We start from the raw sequence: 25,657 nt of genomic DNA on the forward strand, positions 1-25,657 counted from the left end.
CCACCGGCCCGATCGCGAAAGGATGGGGGCATCCCGCGATGAAAGGCCAGCCGTGATCACCATCCCCCAGGACCTGCTCCCCCGCGACGGACACTTCGGCGCCGGGCCGTCGAAGGTGCGCCCCGAACAGCTCGCCGCCCTGGCCAGCCGCGGCGCGGACCTGCTCGGCGGCTCCCACCGCCAGGCCCCGGTGAAGCAGCTGGTGGCCAGCGTCCAGGAAGGCCTGACGGAGCTGCTGCGCCTGCCCGAGGGATACCAGGTGGTGCTCGGCAATGGCGGCGCCACCGCCTTCTGGAGCGTCGCCACCTTCGGGCTGGTGCGCGAGCGCGCCCAGCACCTGGTGCTCGGCGAGTTCAGCCGCAAGTTCTCCAAGCTCACCGCCGGCGCGCCCTTCCTGGCCGAGCCCGAGATCGTCGAGGTGCCCGCCGGGCAGGGCGCCCGCTGCCACGCCACGGCCGGTGTCGATGTCTATGCCTGGCCGCACAACGAGACCTCCACCGGCGTGATGCTGCCGGTGGAGCGCGTCGAGGGGGCCGACCAGGATGCCCTGGTGGTGGTCGACGCCACCAGCGGCGCCGCCGGCATCGACGTCGACCTTGACCAGTGCGACGTCTACTACTTCAGCCCCCAGAAGGGATTCGCCAGCGACGGCGGACTGTGGTTCGCGGTGATGAGCCCCGCCGCGATCGAGCGGGCCCGCCAGGTGGCCGCCACCGACAGGTGGATCCCCGACGTGCTGAGCCTCACCACCGCGATCGACAACTCCGCCAAGCACCAGACCTACAACACCCCGGCGATCTCGACACTGATCCTGATGGACGAGCAGATCCGCTGGATCAACGAGCAGGGCGGCCTGTCCTGGGCGAGCGCCCGCACCGCCGACTCCGCCGCCCGCCTCTACGAGTGGGCCGAGAAGACGCCGTGGGCGAGCCCCTTCGTCGGCGACCCGGCGCTGCGTTCGCAGGTGGTGGGCACCATCGACCTCGACGACCAGGTCGACGCCGAGCGGGTGATCGCGGAGCTGGCCGCCAATGGGGTGCTGGACGTCTTCGGCTACCGGGCCCTCAAGCGCAACCAGATCCGGGTGGGCATGTTCCCGGCGGTCGACCCGGACGACGTCACCCGGCTGACCCGCTGCGTGGAGCACGTGCTTTCCCAGCTCTGACCGAGGCGGCGCACAGGCTCCTGACAGGGTGCGGCGGTGGTCTTGGTCCATCACCGCAGGACCCCCGTTCCCGATGCCAGGAGAAGACCATGCAGTTCATCGACGCCACCAGCCCCGCCCTCGCCCTGACCCCTGCCGCCATCGCCTGGCTGCTCGGGGCGCGCCCGCTGGTCAGCCAGTCCGTGCGGGTGGGGCCTGACGGCTGCACCATCCGGGTGGTCGTCTGAGCCGGTGACAAGGCTGTACGTGGAAGGAATGAGGGACGGAGCCTGAGAGCCTCTGAGAAACTCTCAGACACTGCTAGGCTCCCTCTTGCTCGATCCCCCACACGCCCCACCCCGCTGCCGCATGCTGCGCAAGGAGACCCCGTGACCATCACCCGCCGCACCCTCTGCCTCTCCGCCGCTGGCGTCGCTGCCGTCGGCGTCATCCCGCTGACCAGCGCCGGCACCGCCGAGGCCGCCGCCACCGCGCGCATCACGGGCGACGTGAACGTGCGCGCCGCCGCGACCACGCGCAGCGCCTCGCTCGGCGTCGCCCGCAAGGGCGCCACGGTGGTCCTCGTCGGCCCGCGCAAGGGAGTCTGGCAGCCGGTGCGCCACCGCGGCCGGGTGGCCTACATCTCCTCGCGGTACATGACCACCAGCAACACGCCCTCCCGCCAGGTCACCTCTTCCGCCCCCGCCGCGGCCGTCGCCTCCACGGTGACCATGCCCTCGGGTGTGGTGGCCAATGGCACCAAGGTGGCCCGCGAGGTTGCCGCGAACTTCCCGCAGATCGCCACCATGTACGGCCGCCGCAATGAGGCCGGCAGCGACCACAACACCGGGCGCGCGGTCGACATCATGATCCCCGACTACAAGTCCAATGCCGCCCTGGGCCAGGCCATCGCCGAGCACCTGCGCGCCAATGCCTCGCGCCTGGGCATCACCTATGTGATCTGGAACCAGCAGATCTGGAGCGTGCAGCGCAGCCGCGAGGGCTGGCGCCGCATGCCGAACCGCGGCAGCGACAACGCCAACCACAAGAACCACGTGCACGTCAGCGTGCGCTGAGGCCCTTCCAGACCCCACCGCCAAGAGATCTCGGAAGATCCGGTCCCTCCAGGGGACCGGATCTTCCGAGATCCTTGTCGTCTGGCCTCGTCCACAGGCGCCGGAGGCCCGGAATCGTCGTCCACAGACGCCCGCTGGGATGACCCCAGCCGAGGCCGCAGCCACATGCTCCTGGCATGAACTTCGACCCGCTGCGCGAGAGCCTCCACCTCGCACGACACCAGGCGGGGGTCCTCACCCGCCAGCAGGCCCTCAGGTGCGGCCTGCCCCGCAAGCAGCTCCTGCGCCTGGTGGACCAGGGGCAGTGGCGACGTCTCGCTCCCGGGATCTACCTCACCCACCATGCGCAGGCAGACCTGAGGGCCCTGGGCTGGGGCGGCGTCCTGCTGGGAGGCGAGGGCAGCCAGGTGGCGGGCCGCGCGGCCCTGGCGCTGGCTGGCGTGGCGGGTGAACCTCCCGTGGTGGAGATCCTGTTGCCCGAGCATGTGCGCCGCGCCAACCAGCAGGTCTGGCAGTTCCGCCGAACCCTGCACCTGCCGCGCCCCAGGGGGAACCCGCCGCGCAGCCCCATCGAGGAGGCGGTGCTCGATGCCTGCGCGGCCGAGCCGGTGGCGGCGGAGGAGCTGGTCACGGCCGCCAGTCGGGCCGGCATGAGCCGCCGGGCCCTGCGGCGAGCCCTCGGCAGGCGCACGCGTTTTCCCCAGCGGATAGTGCTCGAAGACCTACTGGCCGAGAGCCAGGAAGGGCTGGAGAGCCCGCTGGAGGTGCGATACCTGCGCGATGTGGAGAGGGCACACCAGCTGCCGGCAGGCATTCGCCAAGTGGACGGGGAAGGCCAGCGACGCGACGTGGTCTATGAGCTGGGCCTGGTGGTCGAGCTGGACGGCCGGCTGGGGCACGAGGGCACTGGGGCCTTTCGTGACATGGCCAAGGACAATGCCGCTGCCCTGCGGGGCCTGCACCACCTGCGCTTCGGCTGGACCGACTGCGCCCACCGTCCTTGCGCCACGGCGCGTCAGGTCACCGAGGTGCTGTGGCGCCTCGGGTGGCAGGGTTCGCCCAGCCGCTGCCGCCGGTGCAGCTGACCACCACTGGGCACCCACCAAAAGACCTCGGAAGATCCGGTCCCTCCAGGGGACCAGATCTTCCGAGGTCTTTGTCGTTGCGTGCCGCTCAGTGCCGGGGTGCGGCGCTGGAGCCACCATCCTCGGGCAGGATCGGGTAGGGGGTGGCGGGGAGCTGACCCTGGGTGTCCAGCGGACGCGGGATCCTGCCGAGCTTCACCTCATCCTCGCCGCTGTAGCCGTGGTCATCGGGGCATGGAGGATCTGCAGCACTTGCTCGCCCACCAGCGGGCTGAACATCGACTGCAGGAAACCGACGGTTCGATGCAGGGCCAGTGCGTATTGTCGCGCCTGGGCTTCTTCGGTTCGACGACCACCGGTGGCTGGGAGAGTCGGTCAGCCATGGGGGTCCCTTCCTCGTGAACGGGTGGGAACCGCCAGAGGGTATCGCCCCAGGGCCTGCTCACCGTCCCAATCTGGTCGTTCCCCGGCGGGGAGGCGCCGTCAGCGGGTCCTCGGGCCAGGGGTGCTTCGGGTAGCGGCCGCGGTTCTCGGCGCGCACGCCCGGATAGGCATTGGTCCAGAAGCTGGCCAGGTCGTCGGTGATCGCCAGGGGGCGACGGGCGGGGCTGAGCAGGTGCAGCTGCACCGGGACGCGGCCGTCGATGACGGTGGGCGTGGCGAGCAGTCCGAAGCATTCCTGCAGCTTCACCGCCAGCACCACGCGCCCGTCGGGGTGTTCGGGGTAGTCGAGCCGCACGTGGGAGCCAGTGGGCACCTCGAGTCGTTCGGGGGCCAGTTCGTCGAGCCGGGTGGCGGCGGGCCAGGGCAACAGGCGACGCAGGGCGCTGGTGAGGTCGAGCTGTTCGGCGCGGGCACCGCGGGCGAGCCGGTCGAGTTCGGGGCCGAGCCACAGCTCGGCCGCCTCGAGCAGGGAATCGGCATCCATCGCCGGCCAGGGCTCGCCGAGGTGGTGGTGGAGCAGGGCCAGGCGTCGTCGCAGGGCCAGCGTGGGCTCGGGCCAGGTGAGCAGGCCGGGGCCGTCGAGGCCGAGCCCGTCGCGTCGCAGGGCCTCGACGACGGCGGTGCGCCCGTCCTCGGCGGTGGGGGCGACGGGGGTGCTGGACAGTTCGATGGCGCCGATCCGGTCGACGCGGCGGGCACTGACCTTGCCGCCGGTCCAAGCGGCCTGGGTCTCGCTGACGCGCAGCGGCGCGGCGACCTGTTCGGCGAGTTCCTGCGTGATGGGGGCCGCGGCACGGATCACCGCGCCCGATCCGTCGCTGGTGTGTGCCAGGCCCACCTCGGCGACGGCCAGCCAGTCCACCCCGGCGGTGGCCAGGTGGCTGCCGCGGGGCAGGAGGGCGCCGGTGCCGGAGGCGAGCAGCCAGGAGCCGCCGCGCTCCCCCTGGTCGCGACGCCGCGCGATCCGGTCGGGGTGGGCCAGGGCGACGACCAGCCCGAGGGCCTGGGCCCGGTCGGTGGGTGCCGCGACGTCGAGCGGGAGTCCGTGGGAGCGTTCGGCGACCTGCTGCAGGCGGTCGGCCTCGTGGCGCCACCGCTGCCCGGCGGGGGTGCGGGAGCTGGAGCTGGAGCTGGAGCCTCGCAGCTGGGCCTCCAGGTCTGCGCCGGGAGCGCGTTCGTCGCCAGCCAGCATGGCGACGACCTCGGCGGCGAAGCGGGCCCCGACCAGGGGTGATGCGTCGAACAGGGCGCGGGCGAGCCGGGGCTCGGCGGGGACGGCGGCCATCTGGCGGCCGCGGTGGGTGGCGCGTCCGTCGGCGTCGACGGCGCCCAGGGCCTGCAGGGTGGCGACGGCCGAGGCGAGCGAGGCTGCCGGGGGTGCGTCGGGCAGGGCCATGCCCTCGCCGCCGGGGGCGCCCCAGCAGGCCAGGGTGAGGGCGGCGCCGGTGAGGTCGGCGGTGGCAACCTCGGGGGTGGTGAAGGGGCGCATCCGGGGCCAGTCGGACTCGGGGAAGACGCGCACGGCCAAGCCAGGGCCGAGGCGGGCGGCGCGTCCGGCGCGCTGGTCGGCCGAGGCGCGGGACTCGCTGACGGTGACCAGGCCGCCCATGTCGCGGCCGCTGTCGTGGCGCTGTTCCCGGGAGAGTCCTGCGTCGATGACGATCCGCACTCCGGGCACGGTCAGTGAGCTCTCGGCGACGGCGGTGGCGACGACGACCCGGCGTCCGGCGCAGTCGCTCCCGGCACCGGAGAGCACCGCGTCCTGGCTGCGGGCGTCCATCGCGCCGTAGAGGGCGGCGGCGTCGATCCCCTTGCCGCGCAGGCGCTCGGCGACGGCCTCGGCCTCCCGTGCGCCGGGGACGAAGACCAGGGCGTCACCCTCGTCGTGGCTGGCCAGGGCGCGCACGGTGGTGGCGGCCAGGTGGTCGAGGAAGCCGGGGGTGACGCCGCGCGCGTCGAGGCGTCGGGTGCCGGGCGGGGTGGGGGCCCATTGCACCTGGAGCGGGTGCAGGTCGGCGGCGACGGACACCACCGGCGCGGGCTCGTCGTCGCCGAGCAGGCCGGCCCAGCGTGGGGCGTCGAGGGTGGCCGACATGACGACCACCACCAGGTCGGGGCGCAGCTCGCGCAGTTCGCGCACCATCGCGAAGCACAGGTCGGAGTCGAGGGAGCGTTCGTGCACCTCGTCGAGGACGACGGCACCGATGCCGTCGAGGGCTGGGTCGGACAGCAGCCGTCGCACCAGCAGACCGGTGGTGACGAACTCGACGCGGGTGGCGGCCGAGGCTCGGTGCTCGCCGCGCACGCTGTAGCCGACGGCCTCGCCCAGCCGTGATCCGGACAGCCCCGCCAGGCGACGGGCGGCGGCGCGGGCGGCGATCCGTCGTGGCTGGGTGACCACGACGCGGCCGGCCCCGGAATCCCGGAGCTCGGAATCCAGCCGCTCGGCATCCAGTAGTTCGGCGACCAGCGGCGGCACCAGCGTGGTCTTGCCGGTGCCGGGCGGCGCCTGCACCACCGCCACCCGGCCGTCGCGCAGCACCGACTCCAGCTCGTCGCGGACGGCGGCGACGGGCAGTCCGGCACCGATGCGCTGCAGGTCGAAGGGCATGGGGACCATCATCCCACCGGGGCAGGCAGGTCTTCGGCACAGTCGATAGCGTGGAGCCATGGACACCCCCAGCCAGACCAAGGCCCTGCTCACCGGCTACCTCGACAGCGTGCGCGAGGCGGTGCTGTGGAAGGTCGACGGACTGGACGAGCCGGCCCTGCGCGAGCCCTACACCCCCACCGGCACCAACCTGCTGGGACTGGTGAAGCACCTGGCCGCGGTCGAGTACGGCTACTTCCAGGTGAGCTTCGGCCGTCCCTACCCCGACCTGCCGCACCTGCGTGCCGATGCCGACCGGATGAGTGACTTCTACGCCACCGCCGAGGAGTCCGCCGACCAGGTCGTCCGGACCTACCGCGACGCGATCGCCGCCTCCCGCCAGACCTGCGAGGAGCTGCAGCTGGATGCCGTGGCGCGGGTGCCGTGGCGCACCGAGCCGATGACGCTGGAGCAGGTCCTGTTGCACGTCACTGTCGAGACCGCCCGTCATGCCGGCCATGCCGACATCGTGCGCGAGCAGGTCGACGGGATGGCCGGGCTGAATGCCGCCAACGGCAACCTGTCGGGCCCGGGCGCGCCGCGCGACGGCGACCCCTTCTGGGACGAACACCTGATGCACCTGCGCACCCTGGCCAAGCAGGCCGCGGTCGGTGGGCTGGGCACCGGGACCAAGGAGGAACAGTGAGCATCCGGCTGGCGGTCTTCGACCTGGACCAGACCCTGCTGCTGACCGGGCACCGGATCACCGACCGGGCCGCGGCGCAGGTGCGGGCGCTGGTGGCTGACGGGCTGCCCGTCGCACTGGCCAGTGCCCGGCTGGACGAGTCGATGACGGTGGTCAACGAGGCGATCGGCGTGCCACTGCCGCGAATCAGCTACAACGGCGCCCTGACGCGCGGCGCAGACGGCAGCACCGTCCACGAGGTGGGCTTCACCGTCAGCGACGAGCTGGCCGAAGCGCTGGCGGCCATGACCCGCCCCGGGCCCGACGGGCAGGGCGCGATCAATGTCTACGTCAGCGACGGCCGCTGGCTGGCCCACGGCCGGGCCGAGGCGATCGACCGCGAGGAGCGCGACACCTGGTGCACCGCGACCGTGCGCACCGACTCCGTCGAGGCCGATTCCCTGGTGGGGCTGGAGTGCCGCAAGATCCTCGTCGAGGGCCCCGACAGCCACCTCGCTGCGCTGGAGCGGGCCGTGGCCGGCATCGAGGGGCTCAACCTGACCCATTCGGGCATGGGCCTGCACGACATCTGGCCGGCCGCCTCGGGCAAGGCCAATGCGCTGGCTGCGCTGTGCGAGCACCTGGGCCTGGGCGCCGACCAGGTGCTGGCGGCGGGCGACTCGGCCACCGACGTGCCGATGCTCCGCTGGGCCGGCACCAGCATCGCCGTGCAGCCGTGCGCGCCGGCCGTGGTCGGGGCGGCGACGCACCGGGTGGAGGGCGCCGGCAGCGATGACCTGTTCGCGCTGGTGCGCGAGCTGGCGGGGCTGGCACCCGTCGCGGACCTGTCACGCTGAGCGCGCAAGCCCTCCACCATCGGGCCCCGGCTGGCTAACGTGGAGGGTGACGAACCTCGAAGGAAGGCAGCATCCATGGCCAGCAAGAAGACCAAGCGCGTCGGCATCCTCACCGCCGGTGGCGACGCCCCGGGCCTGAACTCGGCGATCCGCGGCTTCGGCAAGGCGGCCATCGGCAACCACGGCATGGAGCTGGTGGGTTTCCGCGACGGCATGCGCGGGCTGGCCGAGAACCGCACCGTCGAGCTGGACGGCTCGGCGCTGTCGGGAATCCTGACCGTCGGCGGCACCATCCTGGGCACCAGCCGCGACAAGGTGCACCGCATGGTGGTCGACGGCGAGCAGCGCGACATGATCCCGACGATCGTGGAGAACTACGAGAAGAACAAGCTCGACGCGCTGGTCTGCCTGGGTGGCGGCGGCACCGCCAAGAATGCGAATCGCCTGCTCAAGGCCGGCCTGAACGTGATCCACCTGCCCAAAACCATCGACAACGACATCGTCGAGACCGACGACTCCTTCGGTTTCGAGACGGCGCTGGAGATCGCCACCGAGGCCGTCGACCGGCTGCACTCCACCGCCCACAGCCACCACCGCATCATCGTGGCCGAGATCATGGGCCACCGCGCCGGCTGGCTGGCGCTCGGCTCGGGCATCGCCGGCGGCGCCGACATCATCCTGCTGCCCGAGATCCCCTACACCATCGACTCCATCGCCGCCACGATCGAGCAGCGCGTCCAGCGCGGCTCCACCTTCAGCGTCGTGGCCGTCGCGGAGGGCGCCCGGACCGTCGCCGATGCCGCCGAGATCGCCGCCGCGGAGGCCCTGGTGCGCGAGGCGGACACCGACGCTGGACGGGTCGCCGCCAAGAACCACAAGAAGGCGGTGGAGGCCAAGCATCGCGACAACACGATCACCCTCGCGCACGACCTGGAGGCCGCCACCGGCCTGGAGTCGCGCGTGTCGATCCTGGGTTATGTGCAGCGTGGCGGCACTCCCTGCTCCCACGACCGGCTGCTGGCCACCCGCCTGGGTACCGCCGGTGCCGATGCGGTGGCCCGCGGCGAGTTCGGCGTGATGGTCGGCACCCAGGGCCAGCGCGTGGTGCAGGTACCGCTGGACAAGGTGGCAGGCAAGGTGAAGTACGTCCCCACCGACCACGACTGGATCACCGCCGCCCGCCAGGTGGGCACCGGCCTGGGCGACTGAGGGCCCTGCCGAGGGATGCGCAGACCGCTCGACTTCTGGGCCCGCTGGGGAATCCGCAAGCAGCTCACCGCCGTCGCCGTGACCATGGTGGCGGTGCCGCTGCTGGTGGGCATCCTGGTGCTGGCGAACCTGCTCACCAATTCACTGGCAAATGCCCAGTCGACGGCGGCCCACGAGGTCGCCCACCGCACCGCCATGCACGTCGCGGCCTACGGCGGTGACTCACTGCCCGGTGAGCTGGTGCTCGACGAGGGCTTCCGGGCGCAGGTGCTCGACAGCGACGGCAAGGTGCTGTGGACCTCGCACCTGCGCTACCGCACCCCGTTGAGCTCGGCGCGCCCGGTGCCCGGCGAGGTGGTGGAGCAGGGCAAGGTCACCTGGTGGGGCCCGGGTGACCGCAACGAACACCGTGACCTGGTCGTCGCCCAAGGGGTGAAGCACGACGGGGACTACTACGTCGCCGTGGTGGCCACCTCGCAGGAGGAGCAGCACAGCGCGGTCACCCTCACTGTGGCGCTGCTGCTGGCGGCGGTCCCGCTGGCGATGCTGCTGGCCGGCCTGACCGCCTGGTGGGTCGCGGGTAGGGCGTTGCGGACCGTGGACGAGATCAACCAGCGGGTGGAGGGCATCACCTCCAGCACCCTCGACGAGCGGGTGCCGGTGCCGCCCAGCCAGGACGAGGTGCGCGACTTGGCGTTGACGATGAACCAGATGCTGGGCCGCCTGGAACATGCCCAGCACATCCAGCAGCACTTCATCTCCGACGCCAGCCACGAGTTGCGCTCGCCGCTGGCGAGCCTGGCGGGGGCGCTGGAGATCGCCACCATGGAGGACAGCCTGGACACCTGGCGGGAGATGGGCCCGCTGATGCGCGATGAGACGGCGCGGCTCAACCAGCTGGTCCAGGGGCTGTTGGAGCTCTCCCGGGGCGATGACGGCGGGACGCGGCTGTCCCTGACCGAGGTGGACCTTGACGACCTGGCGGTCCAGGAGGCGGCCCGGCTGCGCAGCTCCTTCGACCTCGAGGTGAGCACGGCGATCACGGCGCGGCGCGTGCGGGCCGATCCGGCGAAGCTGGGGCAGGTGCTGCGCAACCTGTGCGACAACGCCGCCCGGCATGCGAAGTCCCGCATCGAGGTGGGGCTGGGTGAGGGCGCCGACGGCGGTGTGTTGTTGTGGGTCTCCGATGACGGCAATGGTGTGGCGCCGGGCGATCGGGAGCGCGTCTTCCAGCGCTTCGTGCGCCTGGAGGAGTCCCGTTCGCGTGACGAGGGCGGCTCAGGCCTGGGGCTGGCGATCGTGAACCAGCTGGTCACCGCCCACGGCGGGCGCGTCCGGGTCACCGACTCGCAGTGGGGCGGGGCGCGTTTCGAGGTGTGGCTGCCGGCCGCTGACTGAGCGGGGCCCGGTCTCGGCCACCTGCTGCATGGCCCGGGCGAGGCGGGTGAGCAGTTCGCGGCGCTCGTTGTCGGCCAGCCGCGCCTTCTCGCGGTCCTGCTTGCGGCGGCGCCGCACCTCGGCGACGGCGATGACGGTGGCGAACAGGACGGGCTTGACCTGCCTCTCGTGGTCGAGGATCCAGACCAGCCAGGCGGGCAGGGTGAAGTCGGGGATCCAGGACAGGTCGACGTGCGGCCACGGGATGCTGGGCCAGTCGATGTCGGGCCACGGGATGCCCGGCCAGTCGATGTCGGGCCAGGGGATCGGCGGCAGGCTGATGTCGGGCAGCAGGCCGAGCAGCCAGGCCAGCAGCGGGGCGATGAGCCACTTCAGCAAGGCGCCCAGGCCCAGCAGCGGGACCAGGACACCGACGACGGCGGTGAGCACGTCGAGTGCCGCATAGCGCCAGGGGTGCTGGCGCTCCTTCTCCAGCCGCACCGCGGCCGGAGAGCCGGGCTCGGGGTCCATGTCCACCTCGCGCCCAACTCCCTTGAGGGTGACGCGACGCACGCGTCCGGTGCGGGTGCGGCGCAGCCACAGGCTTTCGGGCACGTCGTCGTCGCGGATCGTGCCGGTGGTGTCCACCTCGGTGCCCGACAGGACCTCGTCGCCGTCGCGCAGCAGTCGCACGTGCGTGGTCAGGCGTCCGCTGCACTCGGCGACGTAGTCGTGGCCGCCGACGCGGAGGGTGAAGGTCTGGCTGGGCTGGTTCATCGCCACCCACCCTGCCAGCGGCAGTGCTCAGCTGCTGTCGGCCGTCTGGCGGACAGGGCTTGGCCGATGGATGGGCCGGGCGCCTCCACCGGACCGGAGACGATCACCCCGCGACGGTCACCCGTAGTGGTAGCGACAGGCGGCGATGCGAACCTCGTCGTCGGCGATCTTGTAGACCAGGCGGTGCTCGTCGGTGATGCGCCGTGACCAGTAGCCGGCGAAGTCGTGCTTGAGCGCCTCGGGCTTGCCGATGCCCTCATTCCCGTTGCGGGCCACATCGGCGAGCAGGGTGTTGATCCTCTTCAGCACCTTGCGGTCCTGGGCCTGCCACCACAGGTAGTCCTGCCAGGCATTCTCGCTCCACACGAGCAGCACGTCAGTCGTCCTCCAGCAGGCCGTGGGACCTGCCGCGTCCAGCCTCCAGCTCCTCCATGGAGTCGAGGAGGCGGCGGGCATTGGCCGGCGAGCGCATCAGGTAGGCGGTCTCGCGCAGCGACTCGTAGTCGGCCAGGGAGACGATCACCACCGGCTCGTGCCCTGCGCGGGTGATGACCATCTCCTCGCGGTCGTCCACGACGCGGTCCAGGACTTCGGCATAGCGGGCGCGTGACTCGGAGTAGGTCATGGTCTTCATGACCCTATTGTACAGAATCCTGTACAGCTAGGTGCCGGTGACGGCCCGTCAGTCGGTGGCGAGCCGGTAGCCGACGCCGCGCACGGTCTGGATGGAGTTCTCACCGAAGGGCGCGTCGATCTTCTTGCGCAGGTAGCCGACGTAGACCTCGACCACATTGGGGTCGCCGTCATGGCTGCTGCCCCACACGCCGTCGAGGATCTGGGCCTTGGTGACCACGGCACCCTTCTGCTGCATCAGGTAGGCCAGCAGGTTGAACTCGCGCGGCGTCAGGTCGATGGCGCGGTCACCGCGCTTGACCAGGTGCGTGGCCGGGTCGAGCACCAGTCCCTTGGCGGTGAGCTGGGTGGGGCGCTCGTGGCCCCCGCGACGGGCCAGCGCCCGCAGGCGGGCATTGAGCACCACGAAGCTGAAGGGCTTGGTGAGGTAGTCGTCGGCACCCAGGTCGAAGGCATCGGCCTGGTCCCACTCGCCATCCTTGGCGGTGAGCATCAGCACCGGCGTCCACACCTCGTGGCTGCGCATCTGCTTGAGCACGTCGTAGCCGTTGAGGCCGGGCAGCATGATGTCGAGGATGACGACGTCGTACTCGCCGTGGATCGCCTTGAGGCAGCCCTCCTTGCCGTCGCGGGCGACGTCGACCACGTGCCCCTCGGCGGTGAGCCCGCGGCGCGTCACCTCGGCCAGTGAGCGGTCGTCCTCCACCAGCAACAGCCTCACCGTCGTCCTCCTGCCTCGAGGGCCCCGCACTGGGCCACGTCGTCCGGATGATGTTCAGCATAGGCCCGGGCGACGGACGGCAGGACTCCGCCCACGCCTGCCTGGGCTCAGTTGATCGGGCTGTTCCCCAGTTCGACGGTGCCGCTGGCGGTCTGGCCCTGCGCGTCGAGCCATTCCAGCTCCACCAGGTCGCCGGGCTGGTGGGTGGCCAGCACCTCCGTCAGGGCCGCATGCGAGTCGATGGTGGCCCCGTCGAGGGACAGCAGCACGCTGCCGGCGACCAGACCGGCCTTGGCTGCGGGCCCGTCGGCCACCACGGAGGCCACCCGCACCGTCGACTGCCGGGTGGTGATGGTGATGCCCAGGTAGGCATTGGCGCCGATGCGCACCGTGCCGGACTCCTTGCCCTGCTGGATCTGCTCGATGATGCCCCTGACGCGCTCGATCGGCACGGCATAGCTGGCGATGGTGGCGTCGTGGGTGTTGATGCCGCCGGCGGCCTGGCTGCCGGCGGTGGTCATGCCGACCACCTCGCCCTCGTCGTCGAACATCGGGCCGCCCGAGTCGCCCGGCTGGGCCTGGGCGGTGGTGCGGATGACATTGGTCAGCCGCTCGCTGCCCGACGGCGAGGACGCGTTGTTGACGGTGACGGTGGCATCCAGCTGGGTGACCCGGCCAGTGGCCGCGGTGAGGAAGCCCTGGCCGTTGGCATTGCCGACGGCGGTCACCTGGTCGCCGCTGGCCAGTTCGTCGTCGTCGAGCTTGACCGTCTCCAGGCCGCTGGCGTCCTGGAGCTGCAGCAGGGCGACATCGGAGCTGGCGTCGTGGCCGAGCACCGTGGCGGTGTACTGCTGGCCGGTGGCGGCGACGGTGACCTGCACCCGGGTACTGGACTGCACCACGTGGTAGTTGGTGAGCACCTTGCCGTCGGGACTGACCACCATTCCGGTGCCGGCGCCCCGGGCATTGTTGCTGCCGGCCTCGATCAGCACCACGCCCCGCGACTGGTCGGCGCCAACCTGCGACTGGCGGGCCCGACCGGTCTGGGAGGGCTGCAGGGTGGGCTCTGTCTGGGAGGGCTGCAGGGTTGGCGCCTGCTGGCTGGGCTCCTGTCGGGTGGCGGGTGCGGTCGCCCGCTGCTCGGCCACCCGCTGGTTGGCCAGGTGCAGGACGGCCGGCCCGGCGACGCCTGCGCCCAGCATCGCGCCGATGGCGAGCCCGGTGAGCAGACCGCGGGTGGTGCTGCGGCGGGGCGCCTCGACGGCGGCCGGGGCGGCAGCAGGCACGATGTCGGTGAGCTCGGTGGGCTGCGCGGGAATCTGCTGGGTGTGCTCGAGCGGGATCACCTGCGTGTCCTCGACGGGCACCCCCTGCGCCTCGGGCCGCGGCTGGGCCGGCACGGGTGCCGACGCGTCCGTGACGGCCTGACCGGTCTGGTCGCCGGTGGTCTCGTGGCGCTGCCAGAACCAGTCGTCGGACCCGGGGGCGTCCCATCCCTGGCTGTCGCTGTTCATGCCTGCCAGTCAACGTCGAAAATCTTGGAAAACCCACTGTGCAGGCTGTGGGAAGCCTGTGAGCCGAGCCGAGCCGAGCCGCGCCGGCCCCCGGGGGCAGTTGCCGGCCGCTGGAAGAATGGCCCTCATGATTGTTCGGCCCCCTGCCACCCGATGGGTGCGTCCCCTGCTGATGGCCGTCGCCAGCGGCGTGGCGACGCTGGGCTGCTGGGCCTTCTTCGTCGACACCGAGCAGGGCCAGCGCATCGACACCCTCAGCTACCTGGGCGCGCAGATCGGCACCGAACGTGTCACCCCCACCTTCGAGTCGATCCTCGAGGTGGTCAGCGTGAGCGGACTGGCGCTGGTGATGGTGGCCGTCGCCCTCACCGCCCTGCTGCGGCGCCGCTGGCTGCTGGCGCTGGAGGCTGCCGTGGTGGTGGCCGCCGCCAACATCTCCACCCGGGTGCTCAAGTACCACGTGCTTGACCGGCCACTGCTGGTCGACTGGGAAGGGCTGCACCACAACACCTACCCCAGCGGGCACACGACGGCGGCCGCCTCCGCCATGGTCGCGGCCCTGCTCGTCGCACCGCGGGTGCTGCGCAGCCTGGTCGCGGTGATCGGAGCGACGGTGATGGTGGTCTTCGGCTACGGGACGCTGGCCGCCCGGTGGCACCGTCCCTCCGACGTGGTGGGCGCCTTCCTGGTCTGCTTCACCTGGGCCTTCGCGGCGCTGGCCGTCTCGGGGCTGCGGGAACGCCTGCTGCTGTCGCGCCTGCCGCGCCCGCGGCTGCGCCCGGCCTCGCGCGTGGTGCCCACCCTGATGCTGCTGGCCGGCGCCTTCGCCCTGGCCGTCGCGGGGCTGTGCGCGCACCGGGTGTGGGACATCACCGGGATCTTCGTCACCACCCGCGCCGAGCAGCTCACCAGCTACCTGGGCGGTGCGGCGGGCATCTGCGGCGTCGCCTTCACCGGCATGGGCCTGCTGCTGCGCGGGGTGCAGAAGACAGACCTGCTTGCCGAAGACGCCGGCCGGGTGTGACGTGCTCTGGACGGGGGCTGGAGACATCGTCTGGGCCGGCATCTGTCCAGACGAAACAGATCCGCCACTGGTCGATGATCCGGATGCTGTGTTGCCCGGCGCGATTGCCACGCGGCGGTTCCCGGGCGGGACACGCCAGTCGTGGATGAATTCGGCAGCATCACAGGACCGCCAGCTTGCGCAAGGCCGTGCTCGATGCGGGGTTCACACTTCTTGACCCGTCGTCGGGACCACAGCGCCTCGGTTGCCTGACCCCGGAACAACCTGATCGCACGTGAGTATGGTGCGTTGACTCCAAGGATCGTGAGTGATGAGGGAAAGCTCCTGCCGTGCGTGACATCGATCCTCTGCCGAGAGGCGATCGTTCTCAGGAATGATTGATATGCGTACGTATTGACGTACGCTAAAGGCATGACTGCTGTTTCTGCCACCTCCGCTCGAGCGAACCTGTACCGGCTCATCGACCAGGTCAACGAGGAGTCCGAACCGCTGACCATCACCGGCCAGCGGGGCAACGCCGTGCTCGTCGGCGAGGACGACTGGCGAGCGATCCAGGAGACGATCTACCTGGAGTCCGTTCCCGGTCTGGCAGCCTCGATCCGCGAGGCACGCGACGAGGGCATCGAGGCAGGCTCGGAAGAGCTCGACTGGTGAGCACCTGGCGGATCGTCTACTCGCGGCAGGCGCAGAAGGACGCCAAGAAGCTCGCAACCTCGGGACTGAAGCAGAAGGCGAAGGCACTGCTCGACGTGATTGCCGAGGATCCCTTCGCGACACCGCCACGCTACGAGAAGCTCGTCGGAGACCTCGCCGGCTGCTACTCGCGGCGGATCAACATCCAACACCGTCTCGTCTACGAAGTGCTCCCGGATGAGCACGTCGTGCACGTGCTGCGCATGTGGACCCACTACGAGTGACGCACTGAACTGCCGCGATCACCAGTCACTCAATCCCCGCTCCCACCTGACCAACTGCGCCCACACATCCGCTCGCTGCAGAAGCTGCCACACGGTCGGAGCCTTGGCCTCGACGTAGGCCTGCCGGTCCGTCGCCAGAAGGTGGCTGTGCTCGCGCTTCACCGCGGCGCATCGATCGGCTTGGTCCGCATGGGACCGCAAGTAGTCGCGAAACAGGAGGGCTGCTTGCTCGTCGAAGCTGCCGATCTTGCGCACATGAATATGTGTTCTCGCATCGCCGGGACGGAAGCTCTCGGAAGTAGCGCTTGGTGAGCTCTGGGTGGTCGCGGCGCCACTCGAAGCCGCAGCTCTCGATCCCGGGCCCGTAATCACTGATGGCTGCGAGATCAGCCACGCTGATCTGCACGTCGATGATCGGCTTCCCGACCAGGTCTGGGACGGCGGTGGATCCGATGTGGTCGATTCGCGTGGTCTGGTGGCCGAGAGCCTGTCGGAGCGGGCCGCCCCCTTCATTCGGTCCGGTCGCTCTGTGAGTCGTAGGTTTCGATTTGATGGGTGCACTGCCGAGCGTACTCGGCCGGGGGTAGGTAGCCGAGCGATGAGTGCCGACGCTGATGGTTGTACTCGGTCTTCCAGTCGCCGATCACGACCTGAGCGTGCAGCAGTGAGTAGAAGCTGTTGATGTTGAGGCACTCGTCGCGGAGGCGACTGTTGAACGATTCGACGTATCCGTTGTGCCAGGGCGAACCGGGCGGAATGTAAAACAGGCCGGTGCGGGTACCCGCCCAGTCGGCCATCGCGTCGCTGATGAACTCGGGCCCGTCGCCGTCCGCGGAGCACACCCGGTGCTCCGCGGACGGCGACGAGCTCTTCGAGGTGGGCGGTGAGCCGGTCGGCGGTGATCGACCGCTCCACGAGCCCGCCGATGCATTCGCGGGTGTGCTCGTCGACGATGGAGCAGATCTTGATCGGGCAGCCCCGCTCGTCGGCGTCGAACTGGAAGTCCACCGCCCATACGAGGTTCGGTGCGACCGCCGCCGGGGCGTCGACGGTCGAGGATCCGACACGCTTGCGGCGTCGCCGCTGCGGGACGCGGAGGCCTTCGGCTCGCCAGAGGCGTTGGATCTTCTTGTGGTTCACCGCCCAGCCCTCACCCCGGGCGTCGTGATACGCCCGCCGGTACCCGTAGCGGGGATGCTTGTTCGCCCACGCGCGCAGTCAGTCTCGCAACGCGCGATCAGGGTCGGCGACCGTGTCGCCCTTGAGCGGGCGACGGTACGCGGACCTGCTCAGCCCGGCCAGACGGCACGCCATCCGCTCGCTCACCTGCAGTGTCCTGATCAGGTGCGAGACGGCGGCGCGGCGCCTGCCCGGGCCTAGAAGTTTCCCTCGGCCAGCTCCTTGAGCGCGGCCTTCTCCAGCTCCGCTTCGGCCAGCAATCGCTTGAGCGTGGCGTTCTGCTTCTCCAGCTCCTTGAGATGCTTCGCGTCGTCGGCCTTCAGTCCGCCGTACTGGTTACGCCACCGGTAATACGTCTGCTCGGATATCCCAAGCTCCCGACACACCGCGGCGATGTCGCTGCCGTCGGCGAGCATCCTGTCGGCCTGCCCGAGCTTGCGGACGACCTGCTCCGGGGTGTGACGCTTCCTGATGTTCGACATGATCTGACCAGTCTCCCTGCCCGCAACCACGGGCGACAGGACGACTCCCAGAACCACCAGACCTACAAAACGGGGTCAGCCCACTCGGCCTGCCGCCCTTGCGCCCTCGCGCTCGGGCAGCAGCAAGACCCGCGTGGGTGCGGGCACTTATCTGTACTCGAGTCGCTCGAATATAGGCTGTGACAAGCGTCAATACCTACTTTGACTCGTTGACATCAGCTGAGNCGCCATGTGCCCGTCGGGCATGTCAGTCTGGCCGTCCATGAAGTTGCGCAGGGACTCCGGGACGGGGAGCCCTGCCCGCACCATCCGACAGCCGAAATGCTTGGCGTAGTAGCGGGCCAGGTTCAGGGTCGGCTCTTGCCAGTCAACCCCAAAGACTTCAGCGAACGACACGCCAGGCGAGATACGCACCCAGTACTTGCTCAGGTACTCGGCATAGGTGTCATAGGCCCTGTCGAACGGCTGAGACCGCGCGTTGTTGCACTGGTTACACAACGATTTGGGAAACTTGACGACGCCGTGACGGTCGCGCGTGATGCCGCTCTTCCCCCTGATCTCCTTCCAGTTGCCTTCCCGGTCACCCCAGATCAGCGAATCATCGCCCATCAACCGAGCAAGGTCAGTGCGCTTGAACTTGTGCTCCCCGGTGGTCGCGGGCCGGGCCTGGCACCACCAGCAGAGACCGTTGGGTGCGAGTCTGAGGTGGTCGAACATATCCGCCTCGCCCACAGGCAAGGGCTCTGGCAACTCGTGAGGCATAACCCATTGTCGTCTGGTCTTGGCTCCGACCCTTATGGACACGCGGATGCTTCCGGCGCGTAAGCGTTCCTGGCGCTCAGCGCGTCGTAGAGCGTCTGTCGGCTCACCCCGGCATCTCGCGCCACCTTCGCCACCGGCACTCCGGTCTCGACCCTTTGCCGCGCCTGCTCGATCTGCTCGGGGGTGAGGCGGCGTGCCCGACCCTTATAGACACCGCGCTGCTTGGCCAGGGCAATCCCCTCGGCCTGCCGGGCACTTATCTGTACTCGAGTCGCTCGAATATAGGCTGTGACAAGCGTCAATACCTACTTTGACTCGTTGACATCAGCTGAGGCACATGGGCGACAAGCGTCGACGATCCAGGGGTGATCAACGGTAGTGGCTGGGCCTCGAGTGGTGACGAGCCAAGGGGGCAGGAGGCTGCCGCTTGCGATCGATCAAGGTTTGAGGGTCTTTGATCGTCGGTAGAGCGTGGCTCGGGACATGCCAAGGTCTCGAGCGACTTGTGCTGCTGGGTCTCCGCCTTCGATGAGGCGCAGCGCGCTGCGAACTTTGCTGTCGGTGATTCTTCGTGGTCGGCCGCCGAGGTCTTGGCCGGCTTCGCGTCGTTTGTTGATGGAATCGGTGACACGTTCGCGTTTGATCTCATGCTCCATCTGGGCGAGTGCGGCCATGATCGTGAACAGCATCGATCCCGTTGGAGTGGCGGTGTCGACGTCGCCTCCACCAAGGTTCAGCACACGTAGTCCAGCACCACGGCTGCTGAGCTTGTTGGCCAGGGCCAGCATGTTCTGGGTGGAACGTCCCAACCGATCCAAGGTGGTGATCACCAAGGTGTCGCCCTCTATCAAAGCTCTGATGGCCCGATCAAACTGTGGGCGTGATGCTCGAACCCCTGACACGCCTCGGTCGATGTAGAGATCATCGTGGCGGACACCGGCCGCAAGGAGGTCAACCTCTTGACGGTCGGTCGACTGCTGTCTTGTGGAGACTCGCGCGTAGCCAATCAGTTTCACCACGACGTCCTCTCGTGGTGTCTCATAACTAACGTTGAGTACCTCGATGTGGCCAATCGGTTGCGAGACATAGTTACGAGACTACCGGGGTGTCCGGGTCGTTCTGGTTTCACGCAGGAAACCATGGGGACGGCGGGGTGACGTGCAGACGGCTGTGAGACGTCTCGTATCCCTAGAGATACAAGACACATCGATCTCCAGACAGCCGGACGCTGTTGACCCGCGGCAGCGCAATGCTCCAGGGAGGCAAGTGGCTCAACGCTCGTCCAGCAGGCTCCCGGCCAAGAGGCCGGGCTACGACGCAGAGCCGCAAGCCTTGACCGATCAGCCCTTGACGGTCTCAACCGACACAGGCATCCATGCGCCGCCCGAGTACCTGAGGAACACCACGGACAGCATGGTCCATCAGATCGTCACGCCTCCCACACGGTGAGGCGCCAGGAGCGCAACTCACATCGGAACCAGTACTCTACGGTCGTGATCTCAGCCGGTTCGGCGAATCAAGATTGAGGCCGCAGACGTATCAGTTGCTGTTACCACCATGAAGCTCGAAGTGTTCAGCGCGAATGTGTTTCAAACCGACTTTAGATGTGTCATGATCACATCACCTCAATACTTCCATCGCCCATGAGCGTTCAGAAAAAGGAAATCCTGTGAGAACACTGAAGAGCATCGTTGTCTTGGCACTCGTCGCCGGCCTTGCTGTGGGTGGCGCTGACGTGGCAAGGGCGGATCCGTCTGAGGATCCGGTAGATCAAACTCTGCAGGCAATCGAGGATGTGAGTCCTGAGCTTCTCGACGGTGCGATCAACCTCGCGCCAGAGGAAGGAGGGGATACGGCTATTGAGGCCGACATCGAGGATGTTCAGATCACCGTGCCGACGGACCCCTCCGATCCACTCACATTCGAATCGGACGAAGGAGACGTTGGAATCGTGCTGCCCGCGTCTGCGGAAGCCTCGGACGCTGTTGCTGCACGCGATGGAGTCGTCGTGTTCGATAACAACGATGGGTCAACGACTACGCCTATCGTGCGCGAAGACGGAACCCTCCAGATCAACACGGTGATCCAGTCACCGGAGGCTCCGGTCGCCTACTCCTATCAGATCGATCTCCCAGTGGGAACTACCATCCAACGTGACGGCGAGAGCTTGTTCTTCCTGAACGGCGACACGCTCGTCGGCGGACTCGCGCCAGCATGGGCCGAAGACGCCAATGGCCAAGCGGTCCCAACCTGATACGAAGTCGATGGAAACACTGTCACTCAGATCGTGGAACACGACGCCACATTCACCTATCCCGTCGTGGCAGACCCATGGCTTGGCAAGAACCTGTTCGCCTACGTACGCAACAACGTCCGGGCCCCATTCAACAAGAAGCCGGTCTACACGATGGAGCTCTCGGGGTGGGGACAGCTGATCTATCGAGGCAGCGCAGCTCTCGGTCTCGTCGCACCGGGAGGGAGTGGCCTCCCGGTGACTGCTCTCGGCTATAAGATCATGACGAACAACGGCTGGTCGGAAGTCATCGCCCGTCAACCACGAGCCAACACGACCTCGGTGAAACAACAATACGTTTGCCATGTCAGGTACGGATACCCCGTCCTCGGCTCGGGCTGGCGCTGGGATCTCGAGGCAGGACGCCCGTCATATCCGGGTTGGACACGGGGCAACTTGTGGAAGCATCGCTGTAACTGGACGACATCATCAGGCTGACCATGACGACCACCGAAGGAGCCGCACATGCATGACATTCGCCGCCCGACGCGACCGGGCTTCACCGTCAGGATCGCAGTGGCTTCACTAGCGATTGTCACAATGGTGACTGTCCCTGGCTGCGCACTTGTTTCGATGTCGGATGCATGGTCACGCGCAAAGATTGATCTGGTCGAGAGCTTCACAACCGGAAGCTATGACTGGCACTACCTCAATTCAACCGATCTGACCTCCGAGGTCTGCGGCTCCGAGGTCGACTGTGTTCAGGCGGTCGGCAACGAGTACCTCACCTTATTGAAATTCGGGTCCGTGGGCGCGGCTACTGACTACGCAGAAATCGTGGGTACGGATGCGGTCCAGATCGACCCGCTGGTGGTCCACTTCGACGGTACTGAGCTTCCTACCCAGGAACGCGAGGGGATCATCTACACCCTGAGCAATATCAACGCCAGCAGCCCTGACTGATTCGACATCGGAGGATGGGGGCTGGCTTGTTTGCCATGCCCCCATCGTCCAAATGAACTGCGAACTTACGTCAACGACAATTCGCGCAAGACTGATCTTCGCCCCTGTACGTTTGCTCGGTATCACGAAGCAGTCTTTGCTGCGCATGACGGCACGGAAAAGTGTCTCGTAACCTCAGTGTCTCGTAACCCATGAGATGCAAGGCATCGGACACCCTGGACGCGATTCCCAGTGGTCACAGAACGCCGCCATCAAGCGATCGAACCCACACCATGGTCGTCGAGCATCGCTGCAGCCGGCCGTGAGGCGCCTCGCATCCTTGGAGATATGAGGCGGAATGTTGTCGTCGATGATCCATGCCAACTCGATAGTGCGCTCAATACCGTCGGCGTCTCGAAGACCCCGCGCGGACAGCGGGGTGAGGCCATGCTGGAAGGATGGTCGCATGCCTGGCATTCTCCAACCCGCGCTCGTCCCCGAGTTGCTCGTCGCGAGTCTCGATTCGAGCATCGAGTTCTGGTGCGGTCTCTGCGGGTTCAAAATCAGCTACTCACGACCGGACGATCGCTTTGCGTACATCGTCCTCGGCTCAGCCCATCTGATGCTTGAAGAGGCTGGAGTTGGTCGCAACTGGATTACTGGTCGCCTGGAGCGCCCCTTGGGGCGAGGTGTGAACCTCCAGATCGCCGTCTCGGATAGCGCCGCCCTGGCCAACGCACTTCATCAAGCGGGAGTGGAACTGTTCATGCAGCCAGAGACAAAGTGGTACGACGTTGGAGTAGCCGAAGCCGGCGTGCAACAGTTCCTAGTCCAGGATCCGGACGGCTACCTCATCCGGTTTCAGTCCCCAGTCGACCGCTCCTACCGGTGATTCGTGAAAGCGGGCTGTCTCGTAACCTCAGTGTGTCAAAACGCATCGGATACGAGACGGGTGGAACCGTCAGTCTGCTGTCGAGCATGAGGCACCCTGAGTGCGCATCTTCAACGGCTGGGTAACCCCGAAACCCTCGACTCACCAGTCTTCCCAGTGGCTTGATCCATGTCTCGATAGTTCTGTTCGAGTCGTTGTGGTGGCGACGGTCTGGCATTCTCCCGATCAAAATCTCACCGATGATCGGTCTTCATCGTTGTCTGGTTGTGTTCGGCTGGCTTCTCTCATGTAGCGGCGGAGCAGGGTGTTCGCCGTTTCCAGGTCGTCGCGTTGTTGCGTGGTAACTGTGCTGAGCCGCTCGTTAGCTTCGGCTAGATCGGCGTTTTCTGTGCGTAGTTTGATGACCAGGGTGTCGAGGTCAGCGATGCGCGCGGCAAGGTCAGATCGGCTGACTTGTTCGATCTCAGCGCCGAGGGTCCGTTGCAGGCGCTCGCGCAACTTGCGTTGAGAGGTGCGAAGAGTGGTGATTTCTGCTCGGGCAAGTTCCAGGTCAGTGTGCATGCTGGCCGGCGACGCTACTGATTTTGTAGAGTTTGGCGGATTGTGTCGTCGCGGCCGTGTCATGGCGTCGGTGATCGCCTGCTTCAGTTCCGGGTTGTTGTAGACCAGCCAAGTAGAGACGTCAGCTTCGCGCGCGACCGCGGCGAAGCTGATGCGCGCCCCCTTTTGCAGGAGCCGGTCCAGGGCGTGCAGTGTGCGAGCGTTTTTCTCTTTGCTCGCGCGTTGCCGCGCAGCGATGAGGTTGGCCGTGCGGGTGTCAGTCATTTTCTGGCTTCCGGTGTTCGACGACGAACAATGGCAAGGCGTTTCGGTGAACTTCGCGGGCGTTGCGGATGGTGCCGATCGCGGCGTCTAAGCCTGCGCGTTCGTGCGGCTCCAGGGTGTCGAGGTTGGCCGTCATCTTTGACAGTATTCCTTCGAACATCGCCAAGTTATAGCGGAGGTTGTCGACCACCTGTGGTGCGGCACACAGCTGTGCCTCCAGCACGTCGGCCTTGAGTTTGCGAATCTCTTGCTCGATCTCGGGAATGTAGGACGGATCTGGCCGGTAGTGATCACAGCCGCCACACTGGAACCTGATCGGGCATGATTTTCCACCGGATTTCACGTTTGACGGTTCGACACAGCCGCCGAGCACTGTCGAAACCGAGCGACGCTCGTATTCAACGTGGTCGGCAGCAGGACGCAGTGCGCCGCGGCGGTCCATCACCAAGGCCCCCACGCGTTGGATGGCTTCTCGTTTCCGTTTCGGCCCGATGCGGTAGTAGCCCTGGGTGACGGCCACGTTCTTGTGGTCGAGCAGGGCGGCGAGCACGTCGACCGGGGTGCCAGCATCTGCGTGGCGTTGAGCGTAAGTGTGGCGCAGCGAGTAGGCGATGACGTCGCGGCGATCGATGACACCCTCCGGGCTGGTAGGGGTGCGCAGCAGCGGGTCCAATTCGGGGATCGCGTCGATCCACTCTCGAAAGAGGACCCCGAACGCACCCGCCTTGAAAGGCTTGGCCGAGTGCGGTTCCGCTAAATAGACTTGCGGGAACAGGTAGGCGGTGTGCCGGTCGGGCCGCAAGGTCGAGATCCGCGCCAGCCAGGTAGTGACCACCTCTGCTGTGGCAGTGGTGATGTGCAGGCGCCGGTCAAGGCGACCGGCCTTTGAGTTGGTGTAGATCAGTATCGGCTGGCCTTCGGGGTCGGTGTCGAGGCAGTTGCGGCGTAGCGCGGTGATCTCGCCGGGTCGGCGGCCGGTGTCACGTAGCAGCTGGTAGATGGTTTGCCGCATCAATCCGTAGTCGTCGTTTGACCAGCCTTGGAGACGGTATTGCGCGGCCATCGACGGGCGCAGCCGATCCAGGTTCTGGTCGAGAACCTCGACCACCACGTCGGGCAGCGCTCTGCCGGGGTCATCATCGTCTCGACGACGGCTGGTCGGTCTTCCTTTCAGGTGATCGGTGGTGAGCACGAACGTGCCCGGGACGTTGTCCATGTAGCCCGCGGAGCGGCAGAACGTCAGAACTGTCCTCAATTGCCACAAACGGCGCTGAACGTAGTCGCTGCTCAAAGGTGTGCCGTCTTTGGAGGTTTGGCGTTTGCAATAGGCCACGATGGCTGCGATGTCAGAGCGTCCGGCCAACCGGGAGTCGACGAAGGCCCGGCTCGTATCTAATCCTCGCGACGCCCACGTCATCGCCTGCAGCACCGAGCGCAGAGTCTCATACTGGGGCAGGGTGTCGATGGCCCACGTCTTGCCGAGCCGTCGCAGCCACTCGCACCCCACGGCAGACCAGTCGATGACGATGTTGCGGCTACGGGTGCCATGGCTGCTCGGGAACCGTTCCAACACGTCCGGTCCCCACCGGTCCGATGCAGAGGTATCCGTACCCTCGACTAGGGCACGCTGTCGCTGCAGCAACGGCAGCGTCATCCGCAGGAGCTTCGCCACATGCTCGTTAGATGGCACGGCATCGAATAAGGTGTCTGCGCCACGCGCGGACTTCATCAGATTCCTCATCCGTAGGATGGAGATCCCGAACCCACGCCGATCGCGCTCCTGCAACATCCACAGCACCTCGACCGCGAGCGTTGCGCTGCAGCCAGCGAGAGTGAACTCATGGCCTCGGATAAGTGGCAACGCCTGAGCCGCGAAATCGAGCTGGCTCATCCGCGGACCGCTCGATTCGGTGCGGGCTCTGTATTGGTGATGATGAGTCGAACACAAGGGGGTTGACGCGTAAACAACCTGATGCTGACACCCCCAGACTGCACACACCGACAGCGGACCCAGCGGTGTCGCACTGGCGATGTACTGCTCTAATCCGATTCCACGCGTGGCCTTGTTTGCCTCCTTGTAGCGGGACTGGTGAGTGAAACACAAACCGGTGGCGGAATAGCGGGGGCGTCCGCAACGGCCGTCATCGGCGACAATGCACGGATCGAACGGCGAGTCGTGGAAACGGCGCTGCAAGGTTCTGCTGCGCGGCTTACGTCGGGCAACACAGTACGGGCACAACGTGTTCCGGACTCCATTCGGATTGCGACAGTCCGGATCGGCGCACAAAT

The 25,657-nt window shown here is 67.6% G+C and carries 27 protein-coding genes and 2 pseudogenes; 16 read left to right on the forward strand and 13 right to left on the reverse strand.

Annotation, left to right across the window (positions count from 1 at the left end; all coding sequences use genetic code 11):
• The first annotated feature begins 22 nt into the window (after window positions 1-22).
• The 4 genes from serC (at window position 23) to ACYVKA_RS06030 (ending at window position 3,305) form a co-directional block, all read left to right on the forward strand.
• Window positions 23-1,165: a phosphoserine transaminase gene (gene serC / locus ACYVKA_RS06015; RefSeq protein WP_460703841.1), complete on the forward strand. Its 1,143-nt coding sequence runs from the start codon at window positions 23-25 to the stop codon at window positions 1,163-1,165.
• Window positions 1,166-1,254: 89 nt separating this feature from the next.
• Window positions 1,255-1,392: a hypothetical protein gene (locus ACYVKA_RS06020; protein WP_394275542.1), complete on the forward strand. Its 138-nt coding sequence runs from the start codon at window positions 1,255-1,257 to the stop codon at window positions 1,390-1,392.
• Window positions 1,393-1,533: 141 nt separating this feature from the next.
• Window positions 1,534-2,220 carry an SH3 domain-containing protein gene (locus tag ACYVKA_RS06025; protein WP_460703843.1) on the forward strand — a complete coding sequence of 229 codons (687 nt, stop codon included), beginning with the start codon at window positions 1,534-1,536 and terminating at the stop codon, window positions 2,218-2,220.
• Window positions 2,221-2,396: 176 nt separating this feature from the next.
• Window positions 2,397-3,305, forward strand: a complete 909-nt coding sequence (locus ACYVKA_RS06030) for a type IV toxin-antitoxin system AbiEi family antitoxin domain-containing protein (RefSeq protein WP_460703845.1) — start codon at window positions 2,397-2,399, stop codon at window positions 3,303-3,305.
• Between the two features lie 442 nt (window positions 3,306-3,747).
• Here ACYVKA_RS06030 and hrpB read toward each other — a convergent pair whose 3' ends face one another.
• Window positions 3,748-6,360: an ATP-dependent helicase HrpB gene (gene hrpB / locus ACYVKA_RS06035; protein ID WP_460703847.1), complete on the reverse strand. Its 2,613-nt coding sequence runs from the start codon at window positions 6,358-6,360 to the stop codon at window positions 3,748-3,750.
• Window positions 6,361-6,418: 58 nt separating this feature from the next.
• Between hrpB and ACYVKA_RS06040 the strand changes: the two genes are divergently transcribed.
• From ACYVKA_RS06040 to ACYVKA_RS06055, 4 genes are all read left to right on the forward strand, one after another.
• Window positions 6,419-7,045, forward strand: coding sequence for a DinB family protein (locus tag ACYVKA_RS06040; protein WP_460703849.1), 627 nt, complete (start codon window positions 6,419-6,421; stop codon window positions 7,043-7,045).
• Entirely contained in the window at window positions 7,042-7,881 is an 840-nt protein-coding gene (locus ACYVKA_RS06045; protein WP_460703851.1) for an HAD-IIB family hydrolase, read from the forward strand. Before ACYVKA_RS06040 ends, ACYVKA_RS06045 begins: the two co-directional genes overlap by 4 nt.
• A 75-nt stretch (window positions 7,882-7,956) precedes the next feature.
• Window positions 7,957-9,090: a 6-phosphofructokinase gene (locus ACYVKA_RS06050; RefSeq protein WP_460703853.1), complete on the forward strand. Its 1,134-nt coding sequence runs from the start codon at window positions 7,957-7,959 to the stop codon at window positions 9,088-9,090.
• A 15-nt stretch (window positions 9,091-9,105) separates the two neighbouring features.
• On the forward strand, window positions 9,106-10,488 hold the full coding sequence (locus tag ACYVKA_RS06055) for a sensor histidine kinase (protein ID WP_460703855.1): 1,383 nt from the start codon (window positions 9,106-9,108) through the stop codon (window positions 10,486-10,488).
• Here ACYVKA_RS06055 and ACYVKA_RS06060 read toward each other — a convergent pair.
• The 5 genes from ACYVKA_RS06060 to ACYVKA_RS06080 all read right to left on the reverse strand — a co-directional run bounded on the left by ACYVKA_RS06060 (window position 10,369) and on the right by ACYVKA_RS06080 (window position 14,112).
• Window positions 10,369-11,244 (reverse strand): hypothetical protein, encoded by an 876-nt coding sequence (locus ACYVKA_RS06060; RefSeq protein WP_460703857.1) that lies wholly within the window; start codon window positions 11,242-11,244, stop codon window positions 10,369-10,371. The two genes, ACYVKA_RS06055 and ACYVKA_RS06060, sit on opposite strands and share 120 nt — an antisense overlap.
• Window positions 11,245-11,361: 117 nt before the next feature.
• Window positions 11,362-11,619 carry a Txe/YoeB family addiction module toxin gene (locus ACYVKA_RS06065; protein WP_460703859.1) on the reverse strand — a complete coding sequence of 86 codons (258 nt, stop codon included), beginning with the start codon at window positions 11,617-11,619 and terminating at the stop codon, window positions 11,362-11,364.
• Between the two features lies 1 nt (window position 11,620).
• Window positions 11,621-11,878 (reverse strand): type II toxin-antitoxin system Phd/YefM family antitoxin, encoded by a 258-nt coding sequence (locus tag ACYVKA_RS06070; protein WP_460703861.1) that lies wholly within the window; start codon window positions 11,876-11,878, stop codon window positions 11,621-11,623.
• Between the two features lie 48 nt (window positions 11,879-11,926).
• Window positions 11,927-12,598, reverse strand: coding sequence for a response regulator transcription factor (locus ACYVKA_RS06075; protein ID WP_460703863.1), 672 nt, complete (start codon window positions 12,596-12,598; stop codon window positions 11,927-11,929).
• Between the two features lie 107 nt (window positions 12,599-12,705).
• Complete coding sequence (locus ACYVKA_RS06080) at window positions 12,706-14,112, reverse strand: S1C family serine protease (RefSeq protein ID WP_460703865.1); 1,407 nt, start codon at window positions 14,110-14,112, stop codon at window positions 12,706-12,708.
• A 127-nt stretch (window positions 14,113-14,239) separates the two neighbouring features.
• Here ACYVKA_RS06080 and ACYVKA_RS06085 point away from each other — a divergent pair, with 127 nt between their 5' ends.
• The 3 genes from ACYVKA_RS06085 to ACYVKA_RS06095 all read left to right on the forward strand — a co-directional run bounded on the left by ACYVKA_RS06085 (window position 14,240) and on the right by ACYVKA_RS06095 (window position 16,053).
• Entirely contained in the window at window positions 14,240-15,136 is an 897-nt protein-coding gene (locus ACYVKA_RS06085) for a phosphatase PAP2 family protein (protein WP_460703866.1), read from the forward strand.
• A 411-nt stretch (window positions 15,137-15,547) separates the two neighbouring features.
• Window positions 15,548-15,790 (forward strand): type II toxin-antitoxin system Phd/YefM family antitoxin, encoded by a 243-nt coding sequence (locus ACYVKA_RS06090; protein WP_460703869.1) that lies wholly within the window; start codon window positions 15,548-15,550, stop codon window positions 15,788-15,790.
• On the forward strand, window positions 15,787-16,053 hold the full coding sequence (locus ACYVKA_RS06095; protein ID WP_460703871.1) for a Txe/YoeB family addiction module toxin: 267 nt from the start codon (window positions 15,787-15,789) through the stop codon (window positions 16,051-16,053). Before ACYVKA_RS06090 ends, ACYVKA_RS06095 begins: the two co-directional genes overlap by 4 nt.
• 18 nt (window positions 16,054-16,071) lie before the next feature.
• On the opposite strand, the gene ACYVKA_RS06100 is transcribed toward ACYVKA_RS06095, so the two are convergent.
• The 5 genes and pseudogenes from ACYVKA_RS06100 to ACYVKA_RS06120 form a co-directional block, all read right to left on the reverse strand.
• Window positions 16,072-16,308 carry a GrpB family protein gene (locus tag ACYVKA_RS06100; RefSeq protein WP_460703873.1) on the reverse strand — a complete coding sequence of 79 codons (237 nt, stop codon included), beginning with the start codon at window positions 16,306-16,308 and terminating at the stop codon, window positions 16,072-16,074.
• 13 nt (window positions 16,309-16,321) lie between these two features.
• Window positions 16,322-16,669, reverse strand: a pseudogene (locus ACYVKA_RS06105) (GrpB family protein); the annotation flags it as partial.
• A pseudogene (locus tag ACYVKA_RS06110) lies at window positions 16,563-17,714 on the reverse strand (IS3 family transposase). The pseudogenes ACYVKA_RS06110 and ACYVKA_RS06105, both read right to left, overlap by 107 nt.
• Window positions 17,715-18,508: 794 nt before the next feature.
• Window positions 18,509-18,778, reverse strand: a complete 270-nt coding sequence (locus ACYVKA_RS06115; protein WP_460703875.1) for a helix-turn-helix domain-containing protein — start codon at window positions 18,776-18,778, stop codon at window positions 18,509-18,511.
• 135 nt (window positions 18,779-18,913) lie between these two features.
• The gene (locus tag ACYVKA_RS06120) at window positions 18,914-19,492 is read right to left on the reverse strand and encodes a recombinase family protein (RefSeq protein ID WP_460703877.1); all 579 of its coding nucleotides are present in this window, start codon (window positions 19,490-19,492) and stop codon (window positions 18,914-18,916) included.
• A gap of 653 nt (window positions 19,493-20,145) precedes the next feature.
• Between ACYVKA_RS06120 and ACYVKA_RS06125 the strand changes: the two genes are divergently transcribed.
• From ACYVKA_RS06125 to ACYVKA_RS06140, 4 genes are all read left to right on the forward strand, one after another.
• Window positions 20,146-20,730 (forward strand): hypothetical protein, encoded by a 585-nt coding sequence (locus ACYVKA_RS06125; RefSeq protein ID WP_460703879.1) that lies wholly within the window; start codon window positions 20,146-20,148, stop codon window positions 20,728-20,730.
• A 33-nt stretch (window positions 20,731-20,763) separates the two neighbouring features.
• Window positions 20,764-21,207 (forward strand): DUF2599 domain-containing protein, encoded by a 444-nt coding sequence (locus tag ACYVKA_RS06130; protein WP_460703881.1) that lies wholly within the window; start codon window positions 20,764-20,766, stop codon window positions 21,205-21,207.
• Window positions 21,208-21,234: 27 nt separating this feature from the next.
• Window positions 21,235-21,672, forward strand: coding sequence for a hypothetical protein (locus tag ACYVKA_RS06135; protein ID WP_460703883.1), 438 nt, complete (start codon window positions 21,235-21,237; stop codon window positions 21,670-21,672).
• Window positions 21,673-22,117: 445 nt separating this feature from the next.
• The gene (locus tag ACYVKA_RS06140; protein ID WP_460703885.1) at window positions 22,118-22,543 is read left to right on the forward strand and encodes a bleomycin resistance protein; all 426 of its coding nucleotides are present in this window, start codon (window positions 22,118-22,120) and stop codon (window positions 22,541-22,543) included.
• Between the two features lie 225 nt (window positions 22,544-22,768).
• On the opposite strand, the gene ACYVKA_RS06145 is transcribed toward ACYVKA_RS06140, so the two are convergent.
• The gene (locus tag ACYVKA_RS06145; protein ID WP_460703887.1) at window positions 22,769-23,368 is read right to left on the reverse strand and encodes a DUF6262 family protein; all 600 of its coding nucleotides are present in this window, start codon (window positions 23,366-23,368) and stop codon (window positions 22,769-22,771) included.
• Window positions 23,361-25,259, reverse strand: a complete 1,899-nt coding sequence (locus ACYVKA_RS06150; protein ID WP_460703889.1) for a tyrosine-type recombinase/integrase — start codon at window positions 25,257-25,259, stop codon at window positions 23,361-23,363. Before ACYVKA_RS06150 ends, ACYVKA_RS06145 begins: the two co-directional genes overlap by 8 nt.
• 198 nt (window positions 25,260-25,457) lie before the next feature.
• Between ACYVKA_RS06150 and ACYVKA_RS06155 the strand changes: the two genes are divergently transcribed.
• On the forward strand, window positions 25,458-25,657 hold a 200-nt coding region (locus ACYVKA_RS06155), incomplete at its 3' end, for a hypothetical protein (RefSeq protein ID WP_460703891.1).

The organism is Luteococcus sediminum (genome assembly GCF_054783495.1).

Coding starts and splice junctions, on each gene's coding strand:
- ACYVKA_RS06050 (WP_460703853.1), top strand. CDS start 7,957: ATGGCCAGCAAGAAGACCAAGCGCGTCGGCATCCTCACCGCCGGTGGC.
- ACYVKA_RS06150 (WP_460703889.1), bottom strand. CDS start 25,259: ATGAGCCAGCTCGATTTCGCGGCTCAGGCGTTGCCACTTATCCGAGGC.
- ACYVKA_RS06145 (WP_460703887.1), bottom strand. CDS start 23,368: ATGACTGACACCCGCACGGCCAACCTCATCGCTGCGCGGCAACGCGCG.
- ACYVKA_RS06030 (WP_460703845.1), top strand. CDS start 2,397: ATGAACTTCGACCCGCTGCGCGAGAGCCTCCACCTCGCACGACACCAG.
- ACYVKA_RS06020 (WP_394275542.1), top strand. CDS start 1,255: ATGCAGTTCATCGACGCCACCAGCCCCGCCCTCGCCCTGACCCCTGCC.
- hrpB (WP_460703847.1), bottom strand. CDS start 6,360: ATGCCCTTCGACCTGCAGCGCATCGGTGCCGGACTGCCCGTCGCCGCC.
- ACYVKA_RS06040 (WP_460703849.1), top strand. CDS start 6,419: ATGGACACCCCCAGCCAGACCAAGGCCCTGCTCACCGGCTACCTCGAC.
- ACYVKA_RS06090 (WP_460703869.1), top strand. CDS start 15,548: ATGACTGCTGTTTCTGCCACCTCCGCTCGAGCGAACCTGTACCGGCTC.
- ACYVKA_RS06080 (WP_460703865.1), bottom strand. CDS start 14,112: ATGAACAGCGACAGCCAGGGATGGGACGCCCCCGGGTCCGACGACTGG.
- ACYVKA_RS06085 (WP_460703866.1), top strand. CDS start 14,240: ATGATTGTTCGGCCCCCTGCCACCCGATGGGTGCGTCCCCTGCTGATG.
- ACYVKA_RS06140 (WP_460703885.1), top strand. CDS start 22,118: ATGCCTGGCATTCTCCAACCCGCGCTCGTCCCCGAGTTGCTCGTCGCG.
- ACYVKA_RS06055 (WP_460703855.1), top strand. CDS start 9,106: ATGCGCAGACCGCTCGACTTCTGGGCCCGCTGGGGAATCCGCAAGCAG.
- ACYVKA_RS06135 (WP_460703883.1), top strand. CDS start 21,235: ATGCATGACATTCGCCGCCCGACGCGACCGGGCTTCACCGTCAGGATC.
- serC (WP_460703841.1), top strand. CDS start 23: ATGGGGGCATCCCGCGATGAAAGGCCAGCCGTGATCACCATCCCCCAG.
- ACYVKA_RS06060 (WP_460703857.1), bottom strand. CDS start 11,244: ATGAACCAGCCCAGCCAGACCTTCACCCTCCGCGTCGGCGGCCACGAC.
- ACYVKA_RS06070 (WP_460703861.1), bottom strand. CDS start 11,878: ATGAAGACCATGACCTACTCCGAGTCACGCGCCCGCTATGCCGAAGTC.